Consider the following 23,953-nt stretch of genomic DNA (forward strand, 5'->3'; position numbering starts at 1 on the left):
TCCCCCATTCGGGAGCACCATTATGCGAATTGACCAGCGTGCGTTTTAACACCGTCAATAAATATACCACAACTGAAAATCGTATGCAACATCTTCTATAAATAGAACAAAAAGCTCAACCTGTATCAAAGGCTAAGCTTACTGTGACGTCAAATTGGACAATACTTGGGCAAGCTCCTGCGGACCTTTGAACACGTGAAGCCCCGCTACGATCTTGTCGTTTAGACGCTGTTTCCACATTTCGTCTTCAAGCGGTTTCCGCTCCGGTATGACGCCGCTTTGCAGCAGCAGCTCGGCCACGTCGCCTGCGTTCATCCCCTTGCTTATATAAATGTAGACTTCCTTCTCAGGCTGCTTAGCGCCGTCCGCCGCCGTCTGCCGTTCGCTACTCTCCTTCAGCTTCTGCTGAACGAGCGCATCGGCCTGGGACTGGCTGTACAGCTTTTGATCCTTTTCGTATACCTGATAATAGACGGAAGCCGCCTGTTTCAACTGCTGCGGGTCCATGTCGTCCGCATCCTGCCGCCCTTGCACCGCTGCCGCCGGCGCGGAAAAATTCATAAGCTGAAGCAGCGCAGATCCGGCAATAAGGCCGATTCCCAAACCGTAGAGCATCGATTTATTTTTGAACATTCAACTGTTCCTCCTGTTTGGCCAGCTGAATAATCAAGCTCACTTCGCCTTTGTTCATTCCCATCTTCTTAGCTATATAATCGCTCGATTTGCCCTGATCATACATGCTAAACAGCTCGGAATACCGCTTTTTGATGTTCATTCCCTGCGAAGCCTGCGGTTCTTCAACGGCTGCCGCCGCTTCCCCCGACGGTTGCGGGAATGCCGCCGCGTTCTGCAGCACGGACTGCTGCCATTCCGTTATCCGCTCCAGCTTCTTCTGCAGCTCCTCATTTGCCAGGCTGAGCCTTGCGATCTCCTGGCCGGTATGCACAGATTGCTTCTCCAGCATGTCGATTTTGGAAGCCAGCTTCGCGGACTGGGCGTCATATTCTCTTGTCGTCTCCGCCAGCTGACGGATGAGCGCTTCATTCTGTTCCTCCAGCTCCGCGGCGAAATGCTCCATCGTCTCTTCGATTTCGCCTATCGTCGGGCCTTGCAATTCCTTGGAGCCGTTTGTTCTAGGCATAATTTTGGCGTAAACGATAATAATTAAGCCTATCAAAACGATGTACACCCAGGGTTGATTCAAACGATTCACCTTATTTCTGCTAGATGTCTGATGCCTCTGTTAGAGGGAAAGATCGATATGCTTGCCTTTAAAAGGGTGCTCGCCGCGTTCCGCAGACGGTCCGGCCTCCGCCGCGCTCCGTTTCCCCGCATGTTTCCCGCCTGATCCGCCCTGCTTATCTCTAGGCTTATCCTTTACGGAAGCATGATGAATCTGCTCGCTGACCCCCGTCGTCTGCCGCTCTTTCTCCGCCTGCTTAACCGCTTCCGCCGCCAACATCGTCTGGTCCTGCTGCGGCTTATGATTCATATGATGCTGCCGTGCTCCCGCTTCGTCATTTTTATGCAGCGCAATCTGCAGTTCAACCGGTCTGAGGCTCATTCCGTCCCCTCCTAAGCTAGGATAAAACGCTTCCGTTACGCGATCGGGAACATCGCTATATCCCCGTTGGCAAGCTGAAACTTAACATGGGAAACCGAATCCTTAATAAATTTGGTATACCGCCCGATGACGATTTTGGCGCCTCCATATATAGTAGAAACGACTTCCACCGTCGCTTTGTCCGAGTCTTCAAGCGACTTCTCGATCTCAAGAATGCGCTCTCTCATCTGAGACTGCTCCTCGGTAATTTGCTTCTTCGTATGGTTCAGCTTAATGCGCATCGCCATCTTATCGGGTGCTAGCTGTCCGGCGGCCGCCATCTGGTCGAGCAGCACAAGCGCTTTGCCCGTCTTGTCCAAATTCTCGTTAACCGCTCTGAGCTGGCTTCTGAGCTGCCCCAGCTCGTTGCGCAGCTCCGGCAAGACGCCGACCTCGATCACGGTTGCGGTGGACATTGAGTTGCCGATCGTTCTTGCCGTGACCTGTTCTCCGGCTTGAATCGTGCCCCCGACAATCAGCCCCTTCGTCCCTTTGCATACTACGCTTTTGGCCGCGCGGACGTTGGAATGCATAATGCTTAGCGTAACGAGCACTTCGTCCGCAATGACCGTCGCATCCTGGATAAACGAGCTTTTCACCCGGTTGCCGGCCCGGATCACTCCTTTGTTATGCCCCAGAATGCCGGCGCTGATCTCTATCGAGCCTTCCGCTTCGAGATCCGCCCCGTCGACGCTTCCGGTAATGCGGATATCTCCGGACGCCTTGATTTTAAATCCGCTAAGCACATTTCCCCGAATGACGACGGAGCCGACAAAATCGATATTCCCGATATTATAATCGACATCTCCGTTGACCTCGAAAATAGGGAACACGTTGATTTTGCCGCGGTCCGTCTTGCAGATCATGCCGTCGATCGCCGCATAGAGCGCTTTCTGCTCGGGATCGGTAACGACATTTTTCCCGACCTTCATTCGCGCTTCCTTCCCGTCCTTAGCCGTCAGCGACTCCCCTGTCACCGCTCTGCCCTGAATCCCCTGCGTAGGCGGAATCCGTTCGGCAAGCAGCTGGCCCTTGCGCACATTGTTGTTCGACGTAATTTCGCGGAAATCGACTTTGCCGCTTTCCAGCTCCACAGGCTTTTTGGCGTCGTCCGTTAATTCATACGTCATGCGGATAAATCCGTCTTTGCCGTGCAGCGGCGGGGTCCCTTGCGCTATTAACGTTTTCCCGCGAAAGAAGGACTTAGGATCGCTTGCGACCCGACTCAGGATTTCGCGGTCAATTCCATGGGAAATCTTATAAGAGCTCAGCACCTCTTCCAGCTCTGCAAGAGAGACGGAAAGCCCTTCTTCGCTGTTTTTAAATTGCAGAAACGCCTGCAGCTTATCATCCGATAAAGTAATCTCGACATAATAACTTAAAGGCATCACAGCTTCACTCATTATTCCCCCCACTTTCTTCCATTAGGATTCTTGAAATAACTGTGTTTTAAAGCGGCCGAGCGAACCGCGCAGACGAAGAATCGCTTTGGAATGAAGCTGGGAGATTCGCGACGGCGACAAGTTCATGACTTCCGCAATTTCACTCAAAGATAACTCTTCGTAATAAAACAGGGACACGACCGTTCTTTCTTTCTCCGTCAGCCTTTCAATCGCCTTGGATAACGTCTCCTTCAAATAAAACTCATTCACTTTATATTCAGGATTCTTAGCCTTCTCGTCAACCAACAATGAAAGCCTCGTTTCCGAATCTTCCTCCCGAATCGGATCGTCAATGGAACAAACGGTCGTTACCGCAATCTCCTGAACCATTTGTTGAAACTCGGCTTCGCTGACCTGCAGATAAGCGCTAATTTCGGAATCGGTTACCGAACGCAAATACTGCTGCTCCAGCTTCTGATAAGCCTCTTCAATTTTTTTCGACTTTTCCCTAACCGAACGGGGCACCCAATCACCCTGACGCAGCCCGTCGATGATAGCTCCGCGAATTCGCCAAGAAGCATAGGTTTCGAATTGAAGCCCTCTCTTATAATCAAATTTCTCAATGGCATCGATTAATCCCATAATGCCGTAGCTGGACAAATCATCCTTGGATACATTTTTGGGCAGCCCGACGGACAGACGGTTGGAAACATATTCCACGAGAGGGAGGTAGCTCTCGATGAGAGACTGTTTGGCTTCAAGCAGGCCAAATTCCTTCCATTGCCTCCACCTATCGATATTCGGTAAATGTGCGTTTTTTTGAATCATAACCGGTTGTCACCACCCTTATTCTTCCGTCATGCGACGTACCGCTTGCGCCATCTCTCCGGGTTCTGCGTTGTTCATCCTGCTCGACAGCTTAGGCGGATTCAGCGGCTCGAAGCTTGAATCGCCGGCAGAGGCATTGGATTCCGGGGAGCCCTTTAGCATTTGATGCAGCGACGCTTCTTCGTCCGGGGTCGTTAAGTCCAGCGCCGTCCCTTTGCCTTCTTCCTCGGAGGCGTGCGGCGCGGATTCCGCCGAGGCCAGCTGATTGAAGCCGGCCACCGTTCCAAGGACCCACCGGAACAAAAACACGATGGCAAACACAATAATGAAGCTGTATACGCTTCGGATGAAACTGGTCAACCAAATATTATGTACAATGGAGCAGCCGAACGTGATTACAAGCGAGATGAGGCCAATTATGAAATTCCATCTAATGGTTCCTATCATAAGCTACAGTTCTTTCACTCCTTGCTGAACGCTTCTTATCACAAGGACTCCCGTTACGCAATCAAATTCGATCGTTCTGCCGTAATTGCCGCCCGTATCCTCGGCCTTCAGAGGAATCGCATAGCGTTTCAGCATCTCTTTGCACGATTCGACGTTGCGGGGTCCGATTCGCATCGTATCGGAGCTGCCGCCGAAGGCGAACATTTGCGCGCCTCCCGCCATTTTTGCTTCCATCCGGCCTATGACCGCGCCTAGCTCTTCCATCTTGCGGATCATATCGGGAAGGGCCGTATCCGCATATTTGGCGATATTCAGCTTCCCTTCCCGAGCGATCTCCGAAGTCGGCAGCATGACATGCGCCATTCCCGCCACTTTGGCTCTGGCATCATAGAGTGTAAGTCCAACGCAAGATCCCAATCCCGTCGTCTTGAGCACACCGGTCAAGTGAGTTACATTCAAATCGGCCATGCCCACTTTGATGTAGTTGTCCTGGATCATAGCGTATCGACTCCCAGGGCTTTAAAAATTTTGTCGAACGATTCCGGGTCGGGAATAAGGAAGAAATGGCCTTTCACCTCTTCGCTGCCGTCGAGAAATTTCGTATCGATCAGCAACGCGTGATCTCCCATTTGACCGAATTGGATAAGACCGAAGCTTAAAATCGCGCCGGCCATATCAATAGCCAAAGCCGGTACGGTCGGCGTCATCGACAACTGCGTAAAGTCGGCAAGCGAAGACAAATACGATCCCGCCAAAATGTTGCCGATCTCGCTCAGAGCAGAAAGTTCCATATCTGTATAATTTTCGTCATGAGTCGCCACAATTCCTACCAGACTGCGCAGCAATTTTTTGGCCGACTCCAAAGTCATAATAAAGAACAGATTGCCCGGAGTCTCTCCCTCGACCCGAAGGAAGATGGCGATGACGACTTCCTCGGCACCGCCAACGCTGTCGGCAATTTCTTCAAATGCGACGATTCTGACTTTGGGAACGAGCATATCGACCGGTTTGTCGAGCAGCTTCGACAATGCGGTGGCTGCATGCCCCGCTCCTATATTTCCGACTTCCTTCAACACATCCATTTGAAATTCGGCCAACCGATTGAATAATTCCACTTAGGTTACTCCTCTAGGTTTTCTAATTGGATGATTTCATTCTTATTTAAGACTTCTTCCAAATTAAGCAGGATGAGCAGCCTGGTGTCGTTCACCTTGGCGATGCCGCGCAGGTATTTGGCCTTGATGCCTCCTACGATTTCCGGCGGATCGTCGATGTTATCGGTATCTACGTCGATTACGTCGTTAGCCGAATCGACGATCAAGCCGACCTCGATATCTTTGACGGATACGATAATAATGCGGGTACTGTCGGTATATTCGCTTTCTTGAAAGCCGAAACGGCCGCGCAGATCGATAACCGGCGTTACGACGCCGCGCAGATTGATGACGCCTTTAACAAAATCCGGCGTTTTCGGCACGCGCGTCATCGGCTGCATGCGCTCAATCGTGCGTACCTGCTCTACTTCGACCCCGTATTCTTCCTCAGCCAGTGCAAAAACGATGACTTTGATTTCCTCTCCCATATTCCGCGCCTCCCTTAAAATGATAAAACCGTATGTATAACGCAGTAACCCGCGTTATTTGATTAGAGCATTGGTATCGATAATCAGCGCCACTTGCCCGTCGCCCAATATGGTGGCTCCGGATATCGCGAACAAATTGGTCAAATATTTGCCGAGCGACTTCAAGACGATCTCCTGCTGGCCGATAAACTCGTCTACGACCAGAGCCGCGAGCTTCTCTCCTTTGCGGATCACAACGATCTGCGTATCTCCTGCCGCGCTCTCCCCGGTGTTCGGCACATCGAACAGTTTATCGAGCGGTACGAGCGGAATCATGCTGTTGCGATAATCGATCATCTTATTGCCGTGTACGACCCGGATTTGCTCCGGCTTGATCGCCACCGTTTCCACGATGGAAGATAGCGGGATAGCGTATTTCTCGCTGCTCATCCGTACCAGCATCGCCGATATGATCGAGAGCGTAAGCGGCAGCTGAACGGAAAATTTCGAACCTCTGCCCCATTTGGACTCGACTTGCACGGTTCCGCCAAGACTTTCGATCTTCGTTTTGACGACGTCGAGTCCGACGCCCCGGCCGGAGATATCCGATATTTTATCCGCCGTACTGAAGCCGGAAGCGAACAGGAGCATATATACTTCCTCGTCGGTCATTCTGGCTGCCTGATCCTGCCCGACGACGCCGTTCTTCACGGCGATGCCGAGCACTTTCTCGCGATTGATACCGCGCCCGTCATCTTCGATCTCGATGAACACATGGTTGCCGCTATGATACGCTCGCAAGTTAATCGTTCCCGTCTCGGACTTGCCTGCGGCAATTCGGTCGGCCACCGGCTCGACTCCATGGTCGACGGAGTTTCTGAGCAGATGAACGAGCGGGTCGCCGATTTCGTCGATAACCGTGCGGTCCAGCTCCGTGTCCGCGCCGGTGATGATCAAATCGACCTTTTTATCGAGTGTTTTGGCCACATCCCTAATCATTCTCGGGAATCGGTTAAATACGGTATCGATCGGAACCATCCGCAGCTTCAGCACGATGTTTTGCAAATCGCTGCTGACGCGGGTCATATGCTCCACGGTTTCCGTCAAATCGCTGCGCTTCACTTCGCTCGCCAGCTGCTCCAGCCGTACTCTGTCGATCAACAGCTCGCTGAACAGGTTCATAAGCGTATCCAAACGTTCAATATCGACGCGAATCGTACGGTTGGCTACGGGAGCGCCGCCTCCGGCCGCCGGCTTTTTAGTCCCGGCCGACTGCGCAGGAGCGGAGCCCGAAGCCTTCGGCACTTCCGCTGCAGGCGCCGCGGGAGCTTCGGCAACCGCCGCCGCCACCTCCGCCTGCGCCGCTTGTACGGGCGAATTCATCAGCTCGTCGAGCTTGGCTTGATCAAGCGGAGTAACCGTCGCCTTTTCAATCTCGGATACGCTCGACACCTGCTTCTCCAAGGTTTCCCTGTCCGCATGAGAGATGAAGAACACCGAGAAGCTGTCGTCGAAACGCTCTTGTTCGATATCTTCTACGGACGGAGCGGACTTGATCACTTCCCCGTGCTGCTCCAATACGTTGAATACCATATAAGCTCTGGCCGCTTTCAGAACGCAATCTTTGCGAATGGTGACCTCGATCAGACAAACGGACAGGCCCGCTTCAATCGACTGCTGAATAATCGAGAGCTGAAATTCATCCAGCAGCGGTTCCTGCTGCTTTTCCTGCTTGCTTGCTGCCGCCGTAGAAGCTCCGCCCTTCAAATAGTCGCCGCTGACGATCGATTTCAATGCGGCAACAATCTCCGAAACGTCCAGCTTGCCTGTGCCGCCTTGGATAATGTCTTCCACCATCGCTTCCAGCGCGTCGAGGCTTTTGAAAATCCAGTCAAAAATGAACGAGTCCATCTTCAGCTTATGATTGCGCACCAGATCGAGCACATTTTCCATTTCGTGGGTCAAGGAAGCCAGATCTTCAAACCCCATCGTCGCCGACATCCCTTTAAGCGTATGGGCCGAACGGAAAATATTATGGACGATACTGACATCCTCCGGACTTGCTTCCAAGCTGAGCAAATTGTCGTTCATCGCCTGCAGATGTTCCTTGGATTCGTCAATAAACATCGATAAGTATTGATTCAATTCCATAACCACGCACCTCCGTCAATGTAATCCAACCCTATATGTACACCCATGTACCTTTGAGCTTAAGTGACTACCGCTCGGGTTAACTGATGGGCAATTTCCTGTTGCGGCAGTATATGCGTAACGCACTGCAGCTCGACGGCAGCGCGCGGCATTCCGTAAACGATGCAGGTTTCTTCCGACTCGGCAATGGTGGTTACGGCTCCCGCTTTTTTTAGTGCAAGCATTCCTTTGGCCCCGTCCGCTCCCATACCGGTCATCAGAACGATATGCCGTTTGAGCTCCTTCAAAGGCAGCAGCGATTCAAACAGCACGTCCACGGAAGGACGGTGCCCGTTTCGCGGGTCTTCCTTGCTTAAGTAAATCCGGTACGCCCCGGGGCCGCTCCGAGCAATCATCATATGGTAACCGCCCGGAGCCACGTAAGCCGAACCGTTCTGCAAAATCATTCCGTCCTCCGCTTCCATAACATGCAGCTCGGATACGGAATCGAGCCGCTGCGCGAGCGACTTGGTAAAATTCGGAGGCATATGCTGAACGATAACGACCGGCGCCGGAAAATGAGCGGGAATGGCCGAGATCACCTGATGCAGCGCCCGCGGCCCTCCCGTTGAAGTCCCGATCGCCACAAGCTGCGTTACCTGAGCCGATGCCGATGATGCGGCCAAGGGTACGGTCGGAGCGGCAGGCACAACCTTTGGAGGCGCTGGCTTTTCCGTGAACGGCGGCTTCGGCTTCCACGGCGCGTTCTCCGTTGCCTTGGGCTTATTCAGCAGCCTTGTCCGCAGCGGATTGGCCGAAAATTTACTTACATTCGTTGTAACGGCCATATGAAGCTTCTCCAGCAGCGCCGTCTTGACCTTATGCAGATCGAGCGAAATCGAGCCCGAAGGTTTCCCTACGAAATCGACGGCTCCCCGCTCCAGAGCGACGATTGTTTCTCTGGCCCCTTCCTGCGTCAGGCTGCTCAGCATGATGACAGGAGTGGGATGCTCCGTCATAATGGCTTTGAGGGCGTCAAGCCCGTTCATTTCAGGCATTTCGATATCCATCGTGACCGCATTCGGCTTCAGCTTTTTGACCATCTCTACAGCTTCCCTGCCGTTTTTGGCCGTTGCCACCACCCGGAATTGAGGATCCTCCGCGATCAGATCGGAGATGATTTTTCTCATAAAAATGGAATCATCGACAACGAGCACGTCATAGGTTCTCATCTTTTCATTCCTCCAGGTTGTCTGATTTGTTGGTAAAGAGGATGCTAATATCGGAGATATTTGAGCATTTTGGACATGAAGCCTTTGACAGCGCCCCCATGCTGCTCGCCGGGAGATTGTTTGGCTATAAAATCATCCACCAGCCTGCCCAGCGATTGGGAAGCGGAGCAGTTCGGATATTCCACCATAAACGGAATTTGTTTTTTGACCGCCTTGGATACATGAGCGTCATCCTGAACATATCCGAGCGTCGGAATGTCCAGCTGAAGAAACTGTCTCGCTACCATGCTAATCTTCTCCGCCGTCTGCTTCCCTTCCTTCCAATCGACCACCCGGTTGACGACCAGCCTGAACTGTACCGGTTCATTCATCGAATTAACCATCTTGATAATGGCGTAAGCATCCGTGATGGAAGTAGGCTCCGGTGTGGTAACGACGATCGTTTCCTCCGCAGCCAATATAAATTTCAAAGTTTCTTTGGACAATCCCGCTCCAGTGTCGAACAGGATAAAATCGACCGTTCCGTTCAGCTTCTGCACCTGCTCGGCAAAATCGTTAAGCTGGTCCTCCGTCAAGCGGAGCAGGTCGTGAAACCCCGAGCCTCCGGCTATAAATTGCAGATCGTTATAGCCTTTTTGAATAATTTCCCAGATCGTTTTTTCTTTTTTCAAAAGATGGTACAAATTATACTTGGCCGAAACCCCCATCAGCACATCGATGTTCGCAAGTCCGATATCGGCGTCGAACACGAGCACCTTATATCCCCTCTTCTGCAGCGCCAGCGCAAAATTCAGCGTAAAGTTCGACTTGCCGACCCCGCCTTTGCCGCTGGTTACCGTCATAATTCGCGTTGCCCTCTCCTGCTGCCGGCCTTGTTGCCGGCTTTGATGAAGAATAAGGTTTCGAAGCCCTTGCGCCTGATCACTCATTGCCGTCGTCCCCCAAAATCAGATCGACGATTTGCCGCTCCTCCCATGTGAAGATGTCGTCGGGAACGCTTTGCCCGTTCGTGACATAAGACAGCTGCAGCTGGAAATCATGCACAAGATTGATGACGCCGCCGAACGAATCCGTTTCGTCCAGCTTGGTAAACAGCACTTTATCCAGCTTGAACTTGGAAAAATTATCGGTGATAGCCTTCATATCCTTGTATTTGGTCGTCATGCTGAGCACCAGATACGTTTCGCTCCGGCCGCCCGATTGAAGCAGGGAATTCAGCTCGGATACGTACATCTCGTTGCGAAAATTTCTGCCGGCCGTATCCATGAAAATGATGTCGCAATCTTTAAGCTGCTCGAATGCCTTCGGCAAATCCTGGGGAGAAAATACAACCTCCAGCGGCACATTGAGTATCGTCGCATAAGTTTTCAGCTGCTCGACGGCGGCGATCCGGTACGTGTCGGAAGTAATGAAGCCGACTTTGCGCTGGTATTTGAGCACCTGCTCAGCGGCCAGCTTGGCGATCGTCGTCGTTTTGCCTACGCCGGTAGGGCCGACAAAATGCGCGATTTGCGTCCCGGGAGATAACGGCTTGCCGCCTTTATCCGGAAACAGCTCAAGCAACTGCCGCTTCACCGAGCGCCGGACGCCGAGCTCCGTGATTCCCGCTTCGTCTGCGGCCGCTTCCTCCGAAGCCGCCGCGACGATCCGCTGGACGAGCTCCGGATCGACTTCCTGCTGAAGCAGCCGCTGCTGTATTTGTTCCAAGGCCGGGTCGAGCTGAGCTTGACCGCTTCCTTGAACGGACAATTTATACATGTATTCCTTCATCTGCTTCATTTCCTGCAGCAGCAGATCATCCTGGCCCCGATTGCCTGAAGCCGCATCTGAAGCCGGTTCCTGGCTCCGGACCGCCGCAGCGGCTCTCGGTACGGGTGCGGGGGCCGGCTGTGCCGATGACGGAACTAGAACATCGGGCACTTCCGGAAACGACAGCACGGCAGCCTGATCGGCCGCCGCATGCCCCGGCTTCGCTGCCGGAACCGAAGGCACGGCCTTCACGGGCCTGGAATAAGCGGCGGCGGCATCCGGATATATCATCGCCGCCTTGGCCGCCGCCGGTTTGGCGCTAGCAAGCTTAGGCTCGCTGAATCCTCCCGCGGAAGAAGCGGCCCCCGCGTCCGTAGCCGCAATGACCTCGATCTTCTTCTTCGCGAACATACCGAGAAATCCGCCGGAACGAATCTCCTTCGTATTTAGAATAACGGCGTCTTTTCCAAGATCCGTTCGTATTTTTTGCAGAGCGTCCGGCATCGAATCAACGACATAGCGTTTTACTCTCATAAATTAACGACCCCCATGCTTTGGATTTCTACGTTGGGTTCGAGTTCGCTGTAGGATAGCACCGGAATATCCTGCATCGTCCGCTCCAGCAGCTGCCTTAAATACATCCGGATCGTCGGCGACGTGAGGACGATCGGCTGCTGGCCGGATTGAATCAGCTTCGTGACTTGATCGGTGATTCGCTGATAGATCATCTGCGTAGAATTCGGATCCATCGCCAAATAGCTGCCTTGATCGGATTGCTGCACCGATTCCGCAATCTTCTTCTCAAGAGACGGCCCGACCGTTATAACCTTGAGAGAATCGCTTCCCGATGCGAACTGCTGCGTAATTTGTCTGGACAACGCTTGTCTTACGTACTCCGTCAATATTTCCGGATCTTTCGTATAGGTTCCGTAATCCGCCAACGTCTCCAATATGGTCACCAGATCGCGAATCGATATTTTCTCGCGCAGCAGCTTGACGAGCACCTTCTGCACGTCGCCCGTAGACAATACGTTCGGGATCAGATCGTCGACAAGCGCCGGATAGCTTTCTTTGACATTCTCGATAAGCGCCTTCGTTTCTTGGCGGCCAAGCAGCTCGTGGGCATGCTTCTTGATAATTTCCGTAAGATGCGTGGCCACGACCGACGGAGGATCGACAACGGTGTAACCGGACAGTTCCGCGCGCTCCTTCATCGCTTCGTCGATCCACAGCGCCGGAAGGCCGAAGGCCGGCTCCAGCGTATCGATCCCCATAATCGAGTCGTCGTCGATGCCGGGACTCATCGCCAAATAGTGGTTAAGCAGAAGCTCGCCGCGTGCTACCGTATTCCCTTTGATTTTGATAACATATTCGTTCGGCTTCAATTGAATATTGTCGCGAATCCGGATGACCGGCACGACGAGCCCGAGCTCCAGGGCGCACTGTCTGCGGATCAAGATGATCCTGTCCAGCAAATCGCCTCCTTGCTGCGTATCCGCCAGCGGGATCAAGCCGTAGCCGAATTCGAACTCGATCGGATCGACCTGCAGCAAGCTGATGACGCTCTCCGGGCTGCGCACTTCCTCGATCTGCTGCTCTTCCACCAATTGTTCTTCCTGCTCCTGTTTCTTCGTCAAGTTTTGCTGCATCTTCATCGCCGCAAACGCGAGCAAGGCGGCGATCGGCAGCGTCGTAATCAAATGAATCGGCGTAAAAATGCCGAGCACGGTAATCGTACCGGCCACAATGTACAGCAGCTTCGGATAGGACAAAATTTGCGTAGTCAGATCATGCGCCAGGTTGCCTTCCGACGAAGCCCTCGTCACGATTAGGCCGGCTGCCGTCGAGATGAGCAGCGCGGGAATTTGGCTGACCAAACCGTCCCCGATCGTCAGAATCGAATACACTTTGCCCGCTTCGGAAAGATCCATCCCCTTCATCGTCATCCCGATGATCAAGCCGCCGAGGATGTTGATGATCAAAATGATGATGCCTGCGATCGCGTCTCCTTTGACGAACTTGCTGGCGCCGTCCATCGCTCCGTAGAAATCCGCCTCGCGGGAAATTTTTTCCCGCCGCTCCTTCGCCTGCTGCTCGTTGATCAGACCGGCATTCAAATCGGCGTCGATACTCATCTGTTTGCCTGGCATAGCATCGAGCGTAAAGCGTGCGGCTACCTCGGCAACGCGCTCAGAACCTTTGGTAATGACGATAAACTGGACCAATACCAGAATGATAAACACGACGAAACCGACAACAATGTTGCCTTGCGCAACAAAGGAACCAAAGGTTTTGACCACATTACCGGCTTCGGCGTTAGCGAGAATATTCCGGGTGGTCGATACGTTCAAGGCCAATCGAAATAAAGTGGTGATCAGCAATAATGAAGGAAAAATCGAAAATTGCAGCGCATCCTGCGTATTCATGCCTACCAGAATAATCAGCAGGGCAATCGAAATGTTAATGATCAGCAGGACATCCAGCAACCATATGGGCACAGGGACAACCATCATCAAGATAATGCCGATAATGCCTATTAATACGACCAGGTCTTTTATTCTCACCTGCAGATGTCCTCCTTTACGCAAATTAGTTGGCTCTTCCTTTTACTTTGTACACATATGCTAATACTTCGGCGACGGCCTGAAACAAATCGGCGGGGATGGCTTCGCCAATCTCCACCTGTGCGTACAGCGCGCGGGCCAAAGGCTTGTTTTCCATCGTAATGATCTTGTGCTCCTTGGCGACTTGTTTAATCTTTAAAGCGATATAATCCGTACCTTTGGCGATCACCGTAGGGGCCTGCATGTTTTTGGCGTCGTAGCGGAGCGCCACCGCAAAGTGCGTCGGGTTCGTTATAATAACGTCCGCTTTGGGAACATCCTGCATCATGCGCTGCATAGCCATCCTTCGCTGCCGCTCGCGGATTTTCCCTTTAATAAGAGGATCGCCCTCCGTTTTCTTGTATTCGTCTTTAAGGTCTTGCTTGGACATGCGGATGCTTTTCTCAAATTCGTATTTCTGATACATATAGTCGAGCAGCGCCAGAACGATCAGCACGAGCCCGATCTTCATTCCCAACTTTAACGTAATGGATGAAGCGAACATGACGACATTCTCGATCGGCAGCCGGGCCAAGTCCATAAGTTGGCTCTTCTCCGCCCATAAAGTGGAGTACACGACATAGCCGATGATCGACATTTTCAAAATCGATTTCAGGCAATCGACCAAAGCCCGCATCGCGAAAAGCTTCTTGGCCCCTTCGATCGGGTTGATCTTATTGAATTTCATCATTAACGGCTCGCCCGTAAACAGTACGCCGATCTGCACGTAGTTGCTGAACATCGCAATGACGACGGTGACGAGCAGCACAGGGGCGATAATAAGCAGGCTCTGTACGAATAACTGCTTAAACAATACGATGACGTTTTCGATTGTAATGTCCCACGTCAAATAGTCGTAAAAGATGGAACGGAATACATGTATCAGCTGATCCTTCATGTATCCGCCGAAAATCATAAAGGCTAAAAACGCAAAAAACAAAATGAAGGCGGCGGGCACTTCCATACTTTTCGCGACTTGCCCCTTTTGCCTGGATTCCTGCCGTTTTTTGGGGCTGGCCCGTTCCGTTTTTTCTTGAGAAAACAATTGCAAATCCAGCTTCAAACGAAAACTTGCCACAACCAGTCCCCCTGCTTAACCCATTAAACCGAATTATGTTTGAAACAAACCGATAAACTTTTGCATGGCATCCAGCATCGCGGTAAACATATCTTTGTAGACGAACTCATAGCCGGGAAACAACAGAATCAGCAGCATGAAGCCGACCAAAATTTTGAGCGGCATCCCGACGACGAAAATGTTGAACTGCGGGGCTACCCGGGCCAAAAAGCCGAGACCGACATCCGTCAGGAAAAAGGCGACGATCAGCGGCGCAGCCATTTGAAAGCTGAGCGTAAATACGCTGGAAAACGTCTTAACCAAAAACTCCGCAATTTGCCCGCTGTACATTTTGGCGAACAGCTCGTTCGACAACGGTATCCATTCGTAGCTTTCCATAATCGCCTTAAGCAGCAAATGATGCCCGTTGAAAGAAAGAAACAACAGCATCGCCAGCACATATTTCAAATTGCCGAGAATCGGGCTCTGCGCCCCCGTCATAGGATCGATCACGTTAGCGAGTCCGAAGCCCATCTGCATATCGATGAGCGCGCCGGCCACCTGGACGATGGTGAAAAACAAATACGCGACAAAACCGAGCAGCAAGCCTACCAGAATTTCGCGAAAAACCGATAGCAAATACAGCGAATCGAACGATATCGGCGATGACATGCCGAACAGCGGGAAGGCCATCAACGTAATGAAAAAGGAAAGCCCGATTTTAAACGACTGCGGCACATTTTTGGCCGAAAACACTGGCACTACGACAAAAAACGAGGTGATGCGACAAAAAAAGAGCATAAAGCCAGGTAAATATTGCGTTAGCCATTCCATCTACTCACAGCCTAGCCGATAAATTTATATAAGTTCGTGAACAGGTTGGAAGTAAAATCAACCAGTGTCGTCAAAATCCAAGGTCCGAAAAGCAACAGAGCAAGCAATACCGCCACGATTTTCGGTACGAACGCCAGCGTCTGTTCCTGGATTTGCGTCGTCGCTTGAAATATGCTGATGACAAGCCCCACTACCAGCCCAATGACAAGCATAGGAGCACTGGCCTTCAAGACCGTATAGACGGCCTCGCCGGCCAATCTAATGACAAACTCGGCACTCATGAACCTTCTCCTCCTGCATGGCCTAAAATGTCGATCATGTGTTGTAGCTAAGCAGCAAGGACCTCACGACCAGATACCAGCCGTCCACCAAAATAAATAACAAGATTTTAAACGGCAGCGAGATCATTACCGGCGGCAGCATCATCATCCCCATGGCCATCAAGGTACTTGAGACGACCATATCGATAATGAGAAAAGGAATGAAGATCATAAATCCCATCTGAAACGCCGTCTTCATTTCGCTGATGGCGTAAGCCGGAACGAGCGCGGTCAGCGGCGTATCCTCCACTCCCGTAGGCGGGGCGGCCTTGGAATAATCCAGAAACAATTTCAAATCCTTTTGCCTCGTATATTGAAACATAAACTTCTTCACGGATACCGAAGCTTTATCAAGAGCGGCCGTTTGGCTCAGCTCCCCCTTCAAATAAGGCTGAAGCGCATTCTGGTTCACATCCCCTATGGTCGGGGCCATAATGAAGAAGGTCAGGAACAAAGCGAGTCCGACAAGCACCTGATTCGGCGGCATCTGCTGCGTCCCGAGCGAAGTGCGGACGAATCCGAGCACAATGATAATTCTCGTAAAGCTGGTCATCAGCACCAATATGGCAGGCGCGATACTGAGCACCGTAAGCAGCAGTATAATATTGATCGTATTGGAAGCCCCTGAAGTGCCGTCGGAGCTGCCAATATCAATATTAATGCCGGGAATCGGATCTGCCGCATAAGCTTGTGAAGTCCACAAAACGCTCATTGCGAACAACGTTGTAAGGGTAAGGGCAATGGCCTTAGATTTCATGGTTTATCATTCAACCGATCCTTGTTATTATCATCCGACAAGAGCTCGTCGACCCGCTTCTTGCGATCGGACAAATGCTGCATCTTGTGATGAAAGACTTCCTGAAAGGAAGCGGTAATATCCGCTTCTTCCGTTTGATCCCGTTTCTTGCCAAGCTTGCCGAGCCATCCGCTCAGCGTTTCAAAAGCCGGCGCGTTCATAGCGCTGCTGGTCAGCATCTCGGTAATATATGCCGCCTCTTCCTCATCCTCAATCTTCTCCAGCAGCTGCACGTTATCTCCTACGCCGACAATATAGAGAGATTTGCCGATTTCGACCACTTGAATCGATTTATTCGGTCCTAGAGGAACCCCGCCCAACGAACGCAGCGAACGCCCGAACAAAATTTTGTTTTTTTGCGAAACAAACTTAATAATTACAAAGAAGATTCCGATAATAACAATAAGAAAAAAAATAACTTTAAAAATCATCCATGCCGTACTTGAAGTATCCGCCCCCGGGTAAGCAAAATCCGGAGAGACGGCCGGCGTCTGGTCGGATGAAGCGCCGGGTTCCCCGTAGCAAATCATCGAGAAACCGGCAACTTGAAGCATCCCCATTATGATAAACGAAGCTAGTCTGGTTGCGAGTCTGTTCAACATTCACATTCCTTTCGGCTCATGTAAGACTCTCCCCTATGTACCATCCATTATCCCAACGTCTTCTTAATCGCTTCGATGACGCGATCCGCTTGGAACGGTTTGACAATAAAGTCTTTAGCGCCTGCCTGGATAGCGTCGATAACCATCGCCTGCTGCCCCATAGCCGAGCACATGATGACTTTAGCGTTAGGGTCGATTTTCTTAATTTCCTTCAACGCCGCGATTCCGTCCATTTCCGGCATGGTAATATCCATAGTGATAAGGTCAGGACGCACTTCTTTAAATTTTTCAATCGCTTGAGCTCCGTCGTTGGCTTCGCCCACAACTTCATATCCGTTTTTGGTTAAAATATCGCGGATCATCATTCTCATAAATGCTGCGTCGTCTACAATTAAAATTCGGTTTGCCATGGGTGAACAGTCCTCCTAGAGTAGGTTTAGTATTGTAATTTTTGAATGCGATCCCATTGATTCACAATGTCAGTAACGCGAACCCCGAAGTTTTCATCGATAACGACGACTTCGCCTTTTGCTATCAGCTTGTTGTTCACCAAGATATCCACTGGTTCCCCTGCCAGCTTGTCCAGCTCGATAATCGAGCCCTGCGACAGCTCCAGGATATCTTTGATTACCTTGTGTGTTCTTCCTAATTCGACAGTAACCTTCAGCGGAATATCAAGCAGCAGATTGAGATTGCCGTCTTCGGCCGGCGGAAGATTCGTCGGTGCGAAATTGGAAAACTGCGCCGGTTGTACATTGACATTGCGAGCGGGTCCCGTACCGTAAGCAGCTGGCTGCGGAGGGTACATCGGTTGTTGCGGCGGTACCATCGGCTGTTGGTACATCGGTTGCTGATACATTGGCTGCTGCATTGGCGGCTGTTGATACATCGGCTGCGCGTACGGATCTTGCAACGGAGGAGCTGCTTGCTGCTGAGGAGCAGGCGTTACCTCCGGCGCTGCCGGAGCAGGTGTCGGTGCTGGCGCTGGCGCCACAGCCGAAGCGGCCGCAGATTCTTCTTGGCTGTCTCCCCCTCCCATCAATGTCGATACCATATCCTTCGCAAAATGAACCGGAAGCAGCTGCATAATCGTTGAATCGATCAAGTCTCCGATCGTTAAACGGAAGGATATTTTGATAAATACATCTTCGGGGGGAAGTGTCGAAGTTCCTCCTTCCTCGGCTAAATTTAGTATATCAATTCCTGGAGGAGAAATGTTCACGAATCGGTTAAAAATTGTCGACATTGATGTCGCAGACGAGCCCATCATCTGGTTCATCGCTTCCTGAACGGCGCTGATATGAATTTCGGACAATTCGCCCATTTCCGCAGTACCGTCGCCGCCCATCATCAAGTCGGCGATAACTTGAGCGTCGCGCGTTTTAATCACGAGCAGGTTGATTCCATGAAACCCGTCGACGTAATTCACATGCACGGCTACGTGAGGCTTCGGAAACTCTTCGATCAAATCTTCTTTGGCGATAATCGAAACTTTCGGTGTCGTAATATCGACTTTTTTGCCGAGCAAAGTAGACAACGCCGTCGCCGCACTGCCGAACGTAATATTACCGATCTCTCCAAGCGCATCCTGCTCAAGGGAAGATAAATAATCCTCTACCGTGACTTCTCCGCTTGAACTGCCGCCCGAGCTATCGCCGGATGTTTGTCTCAGCAGCGCATCGATTTCTTCCTGAGACAAATAATCTTTGCTATTCGTCATTCTCTTCCGTCCCTTCTTCGACTATGTCGGTAATTTGTATGGCCAATTTTCCACGTGTCGTCCCGGGAGTCCCGTGAAACTTCAGCTTCTCTCCTATCCGTATGTTCAATAGCTCGTCCACCGGTTTATTTAAGGAAACGACGTCTCCGACATTCAAGCTCAAAAATTCGCGAACTGTAATTTGCGACTCGCCGAGCTCGGCGATGATCGGCAGCTTAGCCTTGTGAATCCTCGACTGCAGCGCCATCACTTCTTCGGGAGCGCTCGTCTTTTTCTGAGAGACAAACCAGTGATGAACGGATAATCTCGGCATGATCGGTTCGATGACAACATGAGGGATACACAAATTGATCATTCCTGTCGTATCGCCGATCTTGGTGCTCAGCGAAATGAGCGCAATCGTCTCGTTCGGCGATACGATCTGCATAAACTGCGGATTCGTCTCCAACGCTTCCATACGAGGCGACAGATCGACCACCGTTTTCCACGCCTCCTGCAGACTCTCGAACGCCCTGCTGAATATCCGTTCCATCACGATCGTCTCGATCTCCGTGAGCGCATTGATTTTCGTCGGTGACGTTCCCGCTCCTCCGAGCAGCCGGTCCAACATGGCGAACGCCACGTTCGGGTGCACTTCGAGCACCATTCTGCCTTCGAGCGGTTCCGCCTCAAAGATATTGAGAATCGTCATCTTCGGTATGGAACGAATAAATTCATCATAAGGCAGCTGCTCTACCTGAACGACATTGATTTGGACAAACGTTCTCAGCTGCGCGGAGAAATAAGTTGTCAGAAACCGCGCAAAGTTTTCATGAATTCTCGTCAAGCTGCGGATATGATCTTTGGAAAACCGGACCGCCCGCTTAAAATCATACGCGCGTACTTTTTTCTGCGTCTCTTCCTTCTTCAGCTCTTCGGCATCCATCTCACCGGAGGACAGTGCGGCAAGCAAGGCGTCAATCTCATTTTGTGAAAGTACATCAACCATTAATCGTCACCTCCCTTTCGCAAGTATGTAAAATGGAGCCTACTGAAGCACGCTGTCCGTGATCCAGATTTGTTTGATTTTCCCGCTGGATAACAACGGGTTCATTTTATTCATAAGGACGGAAGTCAGATTATCGAAGCCCTTGCTGCCTTGTACCTGCTCCGGAGTCATATCGGCGAGCGTTTGTACGATGATGGCTTTCATTTTGAAATCGAGCTTCTCAAATTCTTCCTTGGCCTTCTTATTTTCCATCTCAATGGCAAAGCTCGCTTTAATGAAGCGGTTATTCGCTGCGAGGTTTGTCAGTATATCCTTCAATATTACTGTGTTTTCTTTTGCTTCATCCGGTGTCGATTTCTTGGCCGGTTTCACTTCGCCGGCTGAGCTGAGCGCTTGCTCCTGCGGATTGCTGCTCGCTTTATCCATATAATTCCACAACACGAAGGCTGCGGTTAATATTAAGGTTATAGCTATAAGGATCGCTACGATCAGTAGAAAAACTCGGCTTTTTAACAACTACAACCCCTCCGAATCCAAACTCTTGATTGTCCCGGTGACTGAACCGATCGAACGCATATACTGAGTAATCTGCTGAACGACTTCGGGCCCCGGTTCCAATACGGTTATCTTTTTGCCGGTAATTAAGGTAATCATCGTGTCCGGCGTTTCTTCTATACTTTCAACCAACAGAGCGTTAACGGTAATCTGTTTCCCATTCAGACGGGTCAGTCGAATCATGAATAGCCTCCGAATTTGAATAGTCAGGGGGAGAAGACTCCCCCTTCTATATTATTAGCGTTTCAGGTTAACGACTTCCTGCAGCACTTCATCCGATGTCGTGATGATTCTGGAGTTCGCCTGGAAACCGCGCTGTGCTACGATCATCTCGGTAAACTCCGAAGTCAGGTCCACGTTGGACATTTCCAGCTGCCCGGCGACAATCGCGCCTGTGCCCAGCGTAGGGTCATTAGGAAGCGCCGTCCCCAAATCGATCGGGTCCACATTCGAGTTAGCGGTTGATCGGTATAAATTGCCTCCGACTTTTTCAAGACCCGCCGGATTCGTTACTTTGGCTACAGCGATCACAAACGGAGCATCCGTAGTACCATCCGCCTTCGTCGTAATGACTTCCCCGTTCTGCGAAATCGAGAATGCCGTATCGTCCTCGGCCAAAACAATCGGCGCGCCCTCCGTGCTCAAAACGAACATCCCGTCGGAATTCACCAGCTGGCGGTTAGCGTCGATCGTAAAGTTGCCCGCGCGGGTCAAAAACATATTGTCCGGCGATCCGTCCGGCGATACGGCGAAAAATCCGTCTCCGTCAATCCGCAAATCGGTAGGCACGTTCGTCGTCATGGCGCTGCCCGGAGTATGTACGGTATCGATGGCGCTGATCGACACGCCCAAACCGATCTGCTGCGCGTTAACGCCGCCCTTGGCGTTCTCTTCCGGCGCGGTTACCCCGGATACGGTTTGGCTCAGAATATCTTTGAACATAACCCGCCCGGCCTTGAAGCCGATCGTATTCACATTCGCGATATTGTTTCCTATAACGTCGAGCTTGGTTTGAAATCCTCTCATACCGGAAACGCCGGAGTATAGCGATCTTAACATGCGCTTTTGCCTCCCAATAAATGTATAATTCCTTGATTAGCCGGTTGCTTCCATCGTTCCGCAACCTTGGGCCTCCTAAAGCGGTCCAGCCCGTTCTTACGATAAAATCACTGCGCTGTCGATCTGCGTAAACACATTGTCCTTCATCGAGGCGCCGTCAACGGCGGTCACTACCGTTCTGTTTTTAATATTCACGATAAGCGCCGTATTATTAATGATCATGAGCGAATCTTTAGCTCCCTTGGATGCGGCTTTATCGATAGCCGACCCGATCTGGGCAAGCTGTTCAGGTTGGAATTCAATCCCCCGCTGCTTCAATCGCTGCTCGGCATGGTGGCTGAACCGGATCAGCTGATTTTGCAAAATGTTTTCAAACGAAGGATCTTGCTTGAATGCAGGCTTGGATGCTTGTCCCCGCGCCTCATTTCGCTGGATAGGCGACGTTCTGGCGCTGCCGGGATACAGCTGTCCGACAGAGATTCGATCGGTCATTGCGATTCCTCCGGACTGGAGCTCGCGCTATTGGCGATTTGCGTAATCTGGTCCAGAGCGATCTTCTCCTTGCCGACGACGGCAAACTGCGAGCCGTCCTTCACGACGATCGAATCGACGATGCCCGTTTTATCTATCGATTCGCCTTTCTCGTTCGTCCCGCCCCAAGTTATCGATTTGCCGATCAGTCCGGAGGCAAATCCCAGCGATTGGCGCAGCAGCTTCATTTCGTTGCTCATGTTGCTAAGCTGCTCAACGGAAGTAAACTGGGCCATCTGGGCGATAAATTCCTTATCCTGAAGCGGCTGCGAAGGGTCCTGATTTTGCAATTGGGCAATCAAAATTTTTAAAAACTCATCTTTGCCCAAATCGTTCGTTTTCTGTTCCTTCGCTACGTTGCTGATGTTCGTTTTGGCGTAATAAGGCCATACGTTTTTGGTGCTTACGGATGAATCCGACACGGTTTCACCTCCCGAACGTTCATACTGCGATGATTAAGCCGTAACGTCAATCGACGTTTGCCCCGGCCTCCCTAACACAGGCGCGCTTTTCACAGCTTGGGCGAGCTCTTCTTCCATAGAAACGCCGTTGCCGTTATTTCCTTTGGACTGCTTGCCCGATTGCTGGGACTGCTGCTGCCTTTGCTCCTGGAACAATCCGGACTGGAACGCCTGATTTTGCGTGACTTCCAATTTGTCCACTTGAATGCCTTGGCTTTGCAGCGTCGATCTGAGCTGTGACAGCTGGCTTTCGAGCATTTCCTTGCCCGCCATGCTGTCCGCCATAAATTGGGCGATCAGTTGGCCGTTATGCATCGTCAATTTCACATCGACATGACCCAGATGCTGCGGATATAAAGACAGCTTCGCTTCCGTCAAGCCGTCAGCCAGCGTCTGAACCGTCAAAGACTTCATGACGAACTGAGTCATATCTTCCGCAAACGTAGGCGCCTGCATTAACAGAACCGGCGGCTTTGCCGTCTGCGCTGCGTTTGATGTCAGCTGTTTCAAATAATCCTGAACAGGTACGGCCTGAGAATCATCCGCAGAAGCGCTAATATCGGATAACGGTTCAAATAACGGCGCATCTTGAGCTTCGGACTTCGCTTCCATTCGGAAAGGCATCGTCTTGGCCGCCAATACTTCCAGACCGGGATGAACCGGTTGGACGACCGTCGCCGCCGGCGCGCTTGTTTGGGCTGGGTTCGTTTGAACGAAAGCTTGATTGCCGATAATGTGTTTCAATTCGGAGATCAGCTTTTGCATCGCTGACGTCTTACCGTCAGGCTGCACCCCCGCCGCACTCTGAGCGGCATTCGTCTCAAGCAGCTGCCTGAAATCTTTAAGAATCGTCAGCGCCTCCTGCTTGGACACCGGCTTCCATTCGGCCGGCTGAACCGATTGCGAAGCCGACTGTTGAACTGGAGCTTGTTCTTCAAGCGGAACGAACAATTCGGACGGGATCGCGCTTACGGCCGCTGCCGGAGCAGACTGTACCGCTGCTGCGGCAGGCTGCGTTCCCTCGCTGTCCGCGTGCGCTTGATCTTCGGCGCTTGTTTGCTGCACGTCCGCCGGCGCTTGCGCTTGAGGCTGCATCATGACGAGCATCGCTTGCATTTGAGCCAGCCAAGCTTGGATATCGGGACTCGCGAGCAATGCGGAAGCATCGTCCTTGCCGGATTGCAGCAGTTCGATAAGCGCATCCAGCTGCTTAAGCGAATCTTCGGCTGCAGGCAGCTGCTGGTTGGCGCTGTTATCCTGCAATTGAGCCAGAAGCTGCGCCAGTGCGTTCAAACCCGCCACACCCGGCTGTTGGCTGCCCGTCGTATTGGCCGAAGCCGTCCCCGTACCGAGAAGCCCGATCAAGGCAGCCGAGAAGCCGTCGGCGTTTTGCCCCGCCGCCGTCCCGGACGAGCCGGAGCCCGCTGCGTTTCCTTGCGTTCCGCCGGAAGCTGCCGCAGCTGTATTCATGGATAATTGAGCTTGAATTACCATT

At 51.7% G+C, this 23,953-nt stretch carries 28 protein-coding genes; all 28 read right to left on the reverse strand.

Annotation, left to right across the window (positions count from 1 at the left end; genetic code table 11):
* Nucleotides 1-138: 138 nt before the first annotated feature.
* Nucleotides 139-633 (reverse strand): hypothetical protein, encoded by a 495-nt coding sequence (locus tag N0M98_RS17050; RefSeq protein WP_259618623.1) that lies wholly within the window; start codon nucleotides 631-633, stop codon nucleotides 139-141.
* Nucleotides 620-1,204, reverse strand: coding sequence for a hypothetical protein (locus N0M98_RS17055; RefSeq protein ID WP_259618624.1), 585 nt, complete (start codon nucleotides 1,202-1,204; stop codon nucleotides 620-622). The genes N0M98_RS17050 and N0M98_RS17055 overlap by 14 nt, the downstream gene beginning before the upstream one ends.
* 39 nt (nucleotides 1,205-1,243) lie before the next feature.
* Nucleotides 1,244-1,564 carry a hypothetical protein gene (locus N0M98_RS17060; protein WP_249862829.1) on the reverse strand — a complete coding sequence of 107 codons (321 nt, stop codon included), beginning with the start codon at nucleotides 1,562-1,564 and terminating at the stop codon, nucleotides 1,244-1,246.
* A gap of 35 nt (nucleotides 1,565-1,599) precedes the next feature.
* A complete protein-coding gene (locus N0M98_RS17065; RefSeq protein ID WP_259618625.1) occupies nucleotides 1,600-3,006 on the reverse strand; it encodes a flagellar assembly protein A in 1,407 nt (468 codons plus the stop codon).
* A 21-nt stretch (nucleotides 3,007-3,027) separates the two neighbouring features.
* A complete protein-coding gene (locus N0M98_RS17070) occupies nucleotides 3,028-3,813 on the reverse strand; it encodes a FliA/WhiG family RNA polymerase sigma factor (RefSeq protein ID WP_249862827.1) in 786 nt (261 codons plus the stop codon).
* Between the two features lie 18 nt (nucleotides 3,814-3,831).
* On the reverse strand, nucleotides 3,832-4,260 hold the full coding sequence (locus N0M98_RS17075; protein ID WP_249862826.1) for a hypothetical protein: 429 nt from the start codon (nucleotides 4,258-4,260) through the stop codon (nucleotides 3,832-3,834).
* A gap of 3 nt (nucleotides 4,261-4,263) precedes the next feature.
* Entirely contained in the window at nucleotides 4,264-4,758 is a 495-nt protein-coding gene (locus N0M98_RS17080; RefSeq protein WP_249862825.1) for a chemotaxis protein CheD, read from the reverse strand.
* Nucleotides 4,755-5,375, reverse strand: a complete 621-nt coding sequence (locus tag N0M98_RS17085) for a chemotaxis protein CheC (protein WP_249862824.1) — start codon at nucleotides 5,373-5,375, stop codon at nucleotides 4,755-4,757. Before N0M98_RS17085 ends, N0M98_RS17080 begins: the two co-directional genes overlap by 4 nt.
* Before the next feature lie 5 nt (nucleotides 5,376-5,380).
* Complete coding sequence (locus N0M98_RS17090) at nucleotides 5,381-5,842, reverse strand: chemotaxis protein CheW (protein ID WP_249862823.1); 462 nt, start codon at nucleotides 5,840-5,842, stop codon at nucleotides 5,381-5,383.
* Nucleotides 5,843-5,896: 54 nt separating this feature from the next.
* The gene (locus N0M98_RS17095) at nucleotides 5,897-7,972 is read right to left on the reverse strand and encodes a chemotaxis protein CheA (protein WP_259618626.1); all 2,076 of its coding nucleotides are present in this window, start codon (nucleotides 7,970-7,972) and stop codon (nucleotides 5,897-5,899) included.
* A 59-nt stretch (nucleotides 7,973-8,031) separates the two neighbouring features.
* On the reverse strand, nucleotides 8,032-9,183 hold the full coding sequence (locus N0M98_RS17100) for a protein-glutamate methylesterase/protein-glutamine glutaminase (RefSeq protein ID WP_259618627.1): 1,152 nt from the start codon (nucleotides 9,181-9,183) through the stop codon (nucleotides 8,032-8,034).
* A gap of 44 nt (nucleotides 9,184-9,227) precedes the next feature.
* A complete protein-coding gene (locus N0M98_RS17105) occupies nucleotides 9,228-10,112 on the reverse strand; it encodes a MinD/ParA family protein (protein WP_259618628.1) in 885 nt (294 codons plus the stop codon).
* Nucleotides 10,105-11,466, reverse strand: coding sequence for a flagellar biosynthesis GTPase FlhF (gene flhF, locus N0M98_RS17110; protein WP_249862819.1), 1,362 nt, complete (start codon nucleotides 11,464-11,466; stop codon nucleotides 10,105-10,107). Before flhF ends, N0M98_RS17105 begins: the two co-directional genes overlap by 8 nt.
* The gene (flhA, locus tag N0M98_RS17115; RefSeq protein ID WP_249862818.1) at nucleotides 11,463-13,496 is read right to left on the reverse strand and encodes a flagellar biosynthesis protein FlhA; all 2,034 of its coding nucleotides are present in this window, start codon (nucleotides 13,494-13,496) and stop codon (nucleotides 11,463-11,465) included. Before flhA ends, flhF begins: the two co-directional genes overlap by 4 nt.
* A gap of 25 nt (nucleotides 13,497-13,521) precedes the next feature.
* A complete protein-coding gene (gene flhB / locus N0M98_RS17120; protein WP_249862817.1) occupies nucleotides 13,522-14,613 on the reverse strand; it encodes a flagellar biosynthesis protein FlhB in 1,092 nt (363 codons plus the stop codon).
* A 33-nt stretch (nucleotides 14,614-14,646) separates the two neighbouring features.
* Complete coding sequence (gene fliR / locus N0M98_RS17125; protein WP_249862816.1) at nucleotides 14,647-15,426, reverse strand: flagellar biosynthetic protein FliR; 780 nt, start codon at nucleotides 15,424-15,426, stop codon at nucleotides 14,647-14,649.
* Between the two features lie 11 nt (nucleotides 15,427-15,437).
* Entirely contained in the window at nucleotides 15,438-15,707 is a 270-nt protein-coding gene (fliQ, locus tag N0M98_RS17130; RefSeq protein WP_249862815.1) for a flagellar biosynthesis protein FliQ, read from the reverse strand.
* Nucleotides 15,708-15,741: 34 nt separating this feature from the next.
* Nucleotides 15,742-16,458: a flagellar type III secretion system pore protein FliP gene (gene fliP, locus N0M98_RS17135; protein ID WP_249862814.1), complete on the reverse strand. Its 717-nt coding sequence runs from the start codon at nucleotides 16,456-16,458 to the stop codon at nucleotides 15,742-15,744.
* A 41-nt stretch (nucleotides 16,459-16,499) separates the two neighbouring features.
* Nucleotides 16,500-17,144 (reverse strand): flagellar biosynthetic protein FliO, encoded by a 645-nt coding sequence (locus N0M98_RS17140; protein WP_259618629.1) that lies wholly within the window; start codon nucleotides 17,142-17,144, stop codon nucleotides 16,500-16,502.
* 47 nt (nucleotides 17,145-17,191) lie between these two features.
* The gene (locus N0M98_RS17145; RefSeq protein WP_249862812.1) at nucleotides 17,192-17,554 is read right to left on the reverse strand and encodes a response regulator; all 363 of its coding nucleotides are present in this window, start codon (nucleotides 17,552-17,554) and stop codon (nucleotides 17,192-17,194) included.
* A 26-nt stretch (nucleotides 17,555-17,580) separates the two neighbouring features.
* Entirely contained in the window at nucleotides 17,581-18,864 is a 1,284-nt protein-coding gene (fliY, locus tag N0M98_RS17150; RefSeq protein ID WP_249862811.1) for a flagellar motor switch phosphatase FliY, read from the reverse strand.
* Entirely contained in the window at nucleotides 18,854-19,852 is a 999-nt protein-coding gene (fliM, locus tag N0M98_RS17155; protein ID WP_249862810.1) for a flagellar motor switch protein FliM, read from the reverse strand. Before fliM ends, fliY begins: the two co-directional genes overlap by 11 nt.
* Nucleotides 19,853-19,891: 39 nt before the next feature.
* Entirely contained in the window at nucleotides 19,892-20,368 is a 477-nt protein-coding gene (locus N0M98_RS17160; RefSeq protein ID WP_249862809.1) for a flagellar basal body-associated FliL family protein, read from the reverse strand.
* Nucleotides 20,369-20,590, reverse strand: coding sequence for a flagellar FlbD family protein (locus tag N0M98_RS17165; RefSeq protein WP_259618630.1), 222 nt, complete (start codon nucleotides 20,588-20,590; stop codon nucleotides 20,369-20,371).
* 54 nt (nucleotides 20,591-20,644) lie between these two features.
* Nucleotides 20,645-21,466, reverse strand: a complete 822-nt coding sequence (gene flgG, locus N0M98_RS17170) for a flagellar basal body rod protein FlgG (RefSeq protein WP_259618631.1) — start codon at nucleotides 21,464-21,466, stop codon at nucleotides 20,645-20,647.
* Between the two features lie 96 nt (nucleotides 21,467-21,562).
* Nucleotides 21,563-21,958: a TIGR02530 family flagellar biosynthesis protein gene (locus N0M98_RS17175; protein WP_249862806.1), complete on the reverse strand. Its 396-nt coding sequence runs from the start codon at nucleotides 21,956-21,958 to the stop codon at nucleotides 21,563-21,565.
* Entirely contained in the window at nucleotides 21,955-22,419 is a 465-nt protein-coding gene (locus tag N0M98_RS17180) for a flagellar hook capping FlgD N-terminal domain-containing protein (protein ID WP_249862805.1), read from the reverse strand. The genes N0M98_RS17175 and N0M98_RS17180 overlap by 4 nt, the downstream gene beginning before the upstream one ends.
* A 33-nt stretch (nucleotides 22,420-22,452) precedes the next feature.
* A complete protein-coding gene (locus N0M98_RS17185) occupies nucleotides 22,453-23,952 on the reverse strand; it encodes a flagellar hook-length control protein FliK (protein ID WP_259618632.1) in 1,500 nt (499 codons plus the stop codon).
* Nucleotide 23,953 lies beyond the last annotated feature (1 nt).

Source organism: Paenibacillus doosanensis (assembly GCF_025060755.1).
Lineage (GTDB): Bacteria > Bacillota > Bacilli > Paenibacillales > NBRC-103111 > Paenibacillus_S > Paenibacillus_S doosanensis.

Bases quoted from the DNA above. Each gene is read 5' to 3' on its own strand.
- N0M98_RS17175 (WP_249862806.1), bottom strand. From the start codon at position 21,958: ATGACCGATCGAATCTCTGTCGGACAGCTGTATCCCGGCAGCGCCAGA.
- N0M98_RS17060 (WP_249862829.1), bottom strand. From the start codon at position 1,564: ATGAGCCTCAGACCGGTTGAACTGCAGATTGCGCTGCATAAAAATGAC.
- N0M98_RS17065 (WP_259618625.1), bottom strand. From the start codon at position 3,006: ATGAGTGAAGCTGTGATGCCTTTAAGTTATTATGTCGAGATTACTTTA.
- N0M98_RS17100 (WP_259618627.1), bottom strand. From the start codon at position 9,183: ATGAGAACCTATGACGTGCTCGTTGTCGATGATTCCATTTTTATGAGA.
- N0M98_RS17140 (WP_259618629.1), bottom strand. From the start codon at position 17,144: ATGTTGAACAGACTCGCAACCAGACTAGCTTCGTTTATCATAATGGGG.
- fliQ (WP_249862815.1), bottom strand. From the start codon at position 15,707: ATGAGTGCCGAGTTTGTCATTAGATTGGCCGGCGAGGCCGTCTATACG.
- N0M98_RS17070 (WP_249862827.1), bottom strand. From the start codon at position 3,813: ATGATTCAAAAAAACGCACATTTACCGAATATCGATAGGTGGAGGCAA.
- fliP (WP_249862814.1), bottom strand. From the start codon at position 16,458: ATGAGCGTTTTGTGGACTTCACAAGCTTATGCGGCAGATCCGATTCCC.
- N0M98_RS17090 (WP_249862823.1), bottom strand. From the start codon at position 5,842: ATGGGAGAGGAAATCAAAGTCATCGTTTTTGCACTGGCTGAGGAAGAA.
- N0M98_RS17105 (WP_259618628.1), bottom strand. From the start codon at position 10,112: ATGAGTGATCAGGCGCAAGGGCTTCGAAACCTTATTCTTCATCAAAGC.
- N0M98_RS17185 (WP_259618632.1), bottom strand. From the start codon at position 23,952: ATGGTAATTCAAGCTCAATTATCCATGAATACAGCTGCGGCAGCTTCC.
- N0M98_RS17145 (WP_249862812.1), bottom strand. From the start codon at position 17,554: ATGGCAAACCGAATTTTAATTGTAGACGACGCAGCATTTATGAGAATG.
- N0M98_RS17050 (WP_259618623.1), bottom strand. From the start codon at position 633: ATGTTCAAAAATAAATCGATGCTCTACGGTTTGGGAATCGGCCTTATT.
- N0M98_RS17165 (WP_259618630.1), bottom strand. From the start codon at position 20,590: ATGATTCGACTGACCCGTCTGAATGGGAAACAGATTACCGTTAACGCT.
- fliY (WP_249862811.1), bottom strand. From the start codon at position 18,864: ATGACGAATAGCAAAGATTATTTGTCTCAGGAAGAAATCGATGCGCTG.
- N0M98_RS17095 (WP_259618626.1), bottom strand. From the start codon at position 7,972: ATGGAATTGAATCAATACTTATCGATGTTTATTGACGAATCCAAGGAA.
- fliR (WP_249862816.1), bottom strand. From the start codon at position 15,426: ATGGAATGGCTAACGCAATATTTACCTGGCTTTATGCTCTTTTTTTGT.
- flhF (WP_249862819.1), bottom strand. From the start codon at position 11,466: ATGAGAGTAAAACGCTATGTCGTTGATTCGATGCCGGACGCTCTGCAA.
- flgG (WP_259618631.1), bottom strand. From the start codon at position 21,466: ATGTTAAGATCGCTATACTCCGGCGTTTCCGGTATGAGAGGATTTCAA.
- N0M98_RS17080 (WP_249862825.1), bottom strand. From the start codon at position 4,758: ATGATCCAGGACAACTACATCAAAGTGGGCATGGCCGATTTGAATGTA.
- fliM (WP_249862810.1), bottom strand. From the start codon at position 19,852: ATGGTTGATGTACTTTCACAAAATGAGATTGACGCCTTGCTTGCCGCA.
- N0M98_RS17075 (WP_249862826.1), bottom strand. From the start codon at position 4,260: ATGATAGGAACCATTAGATGGAATTTCATAATTGGCCTCATCTCGCTT.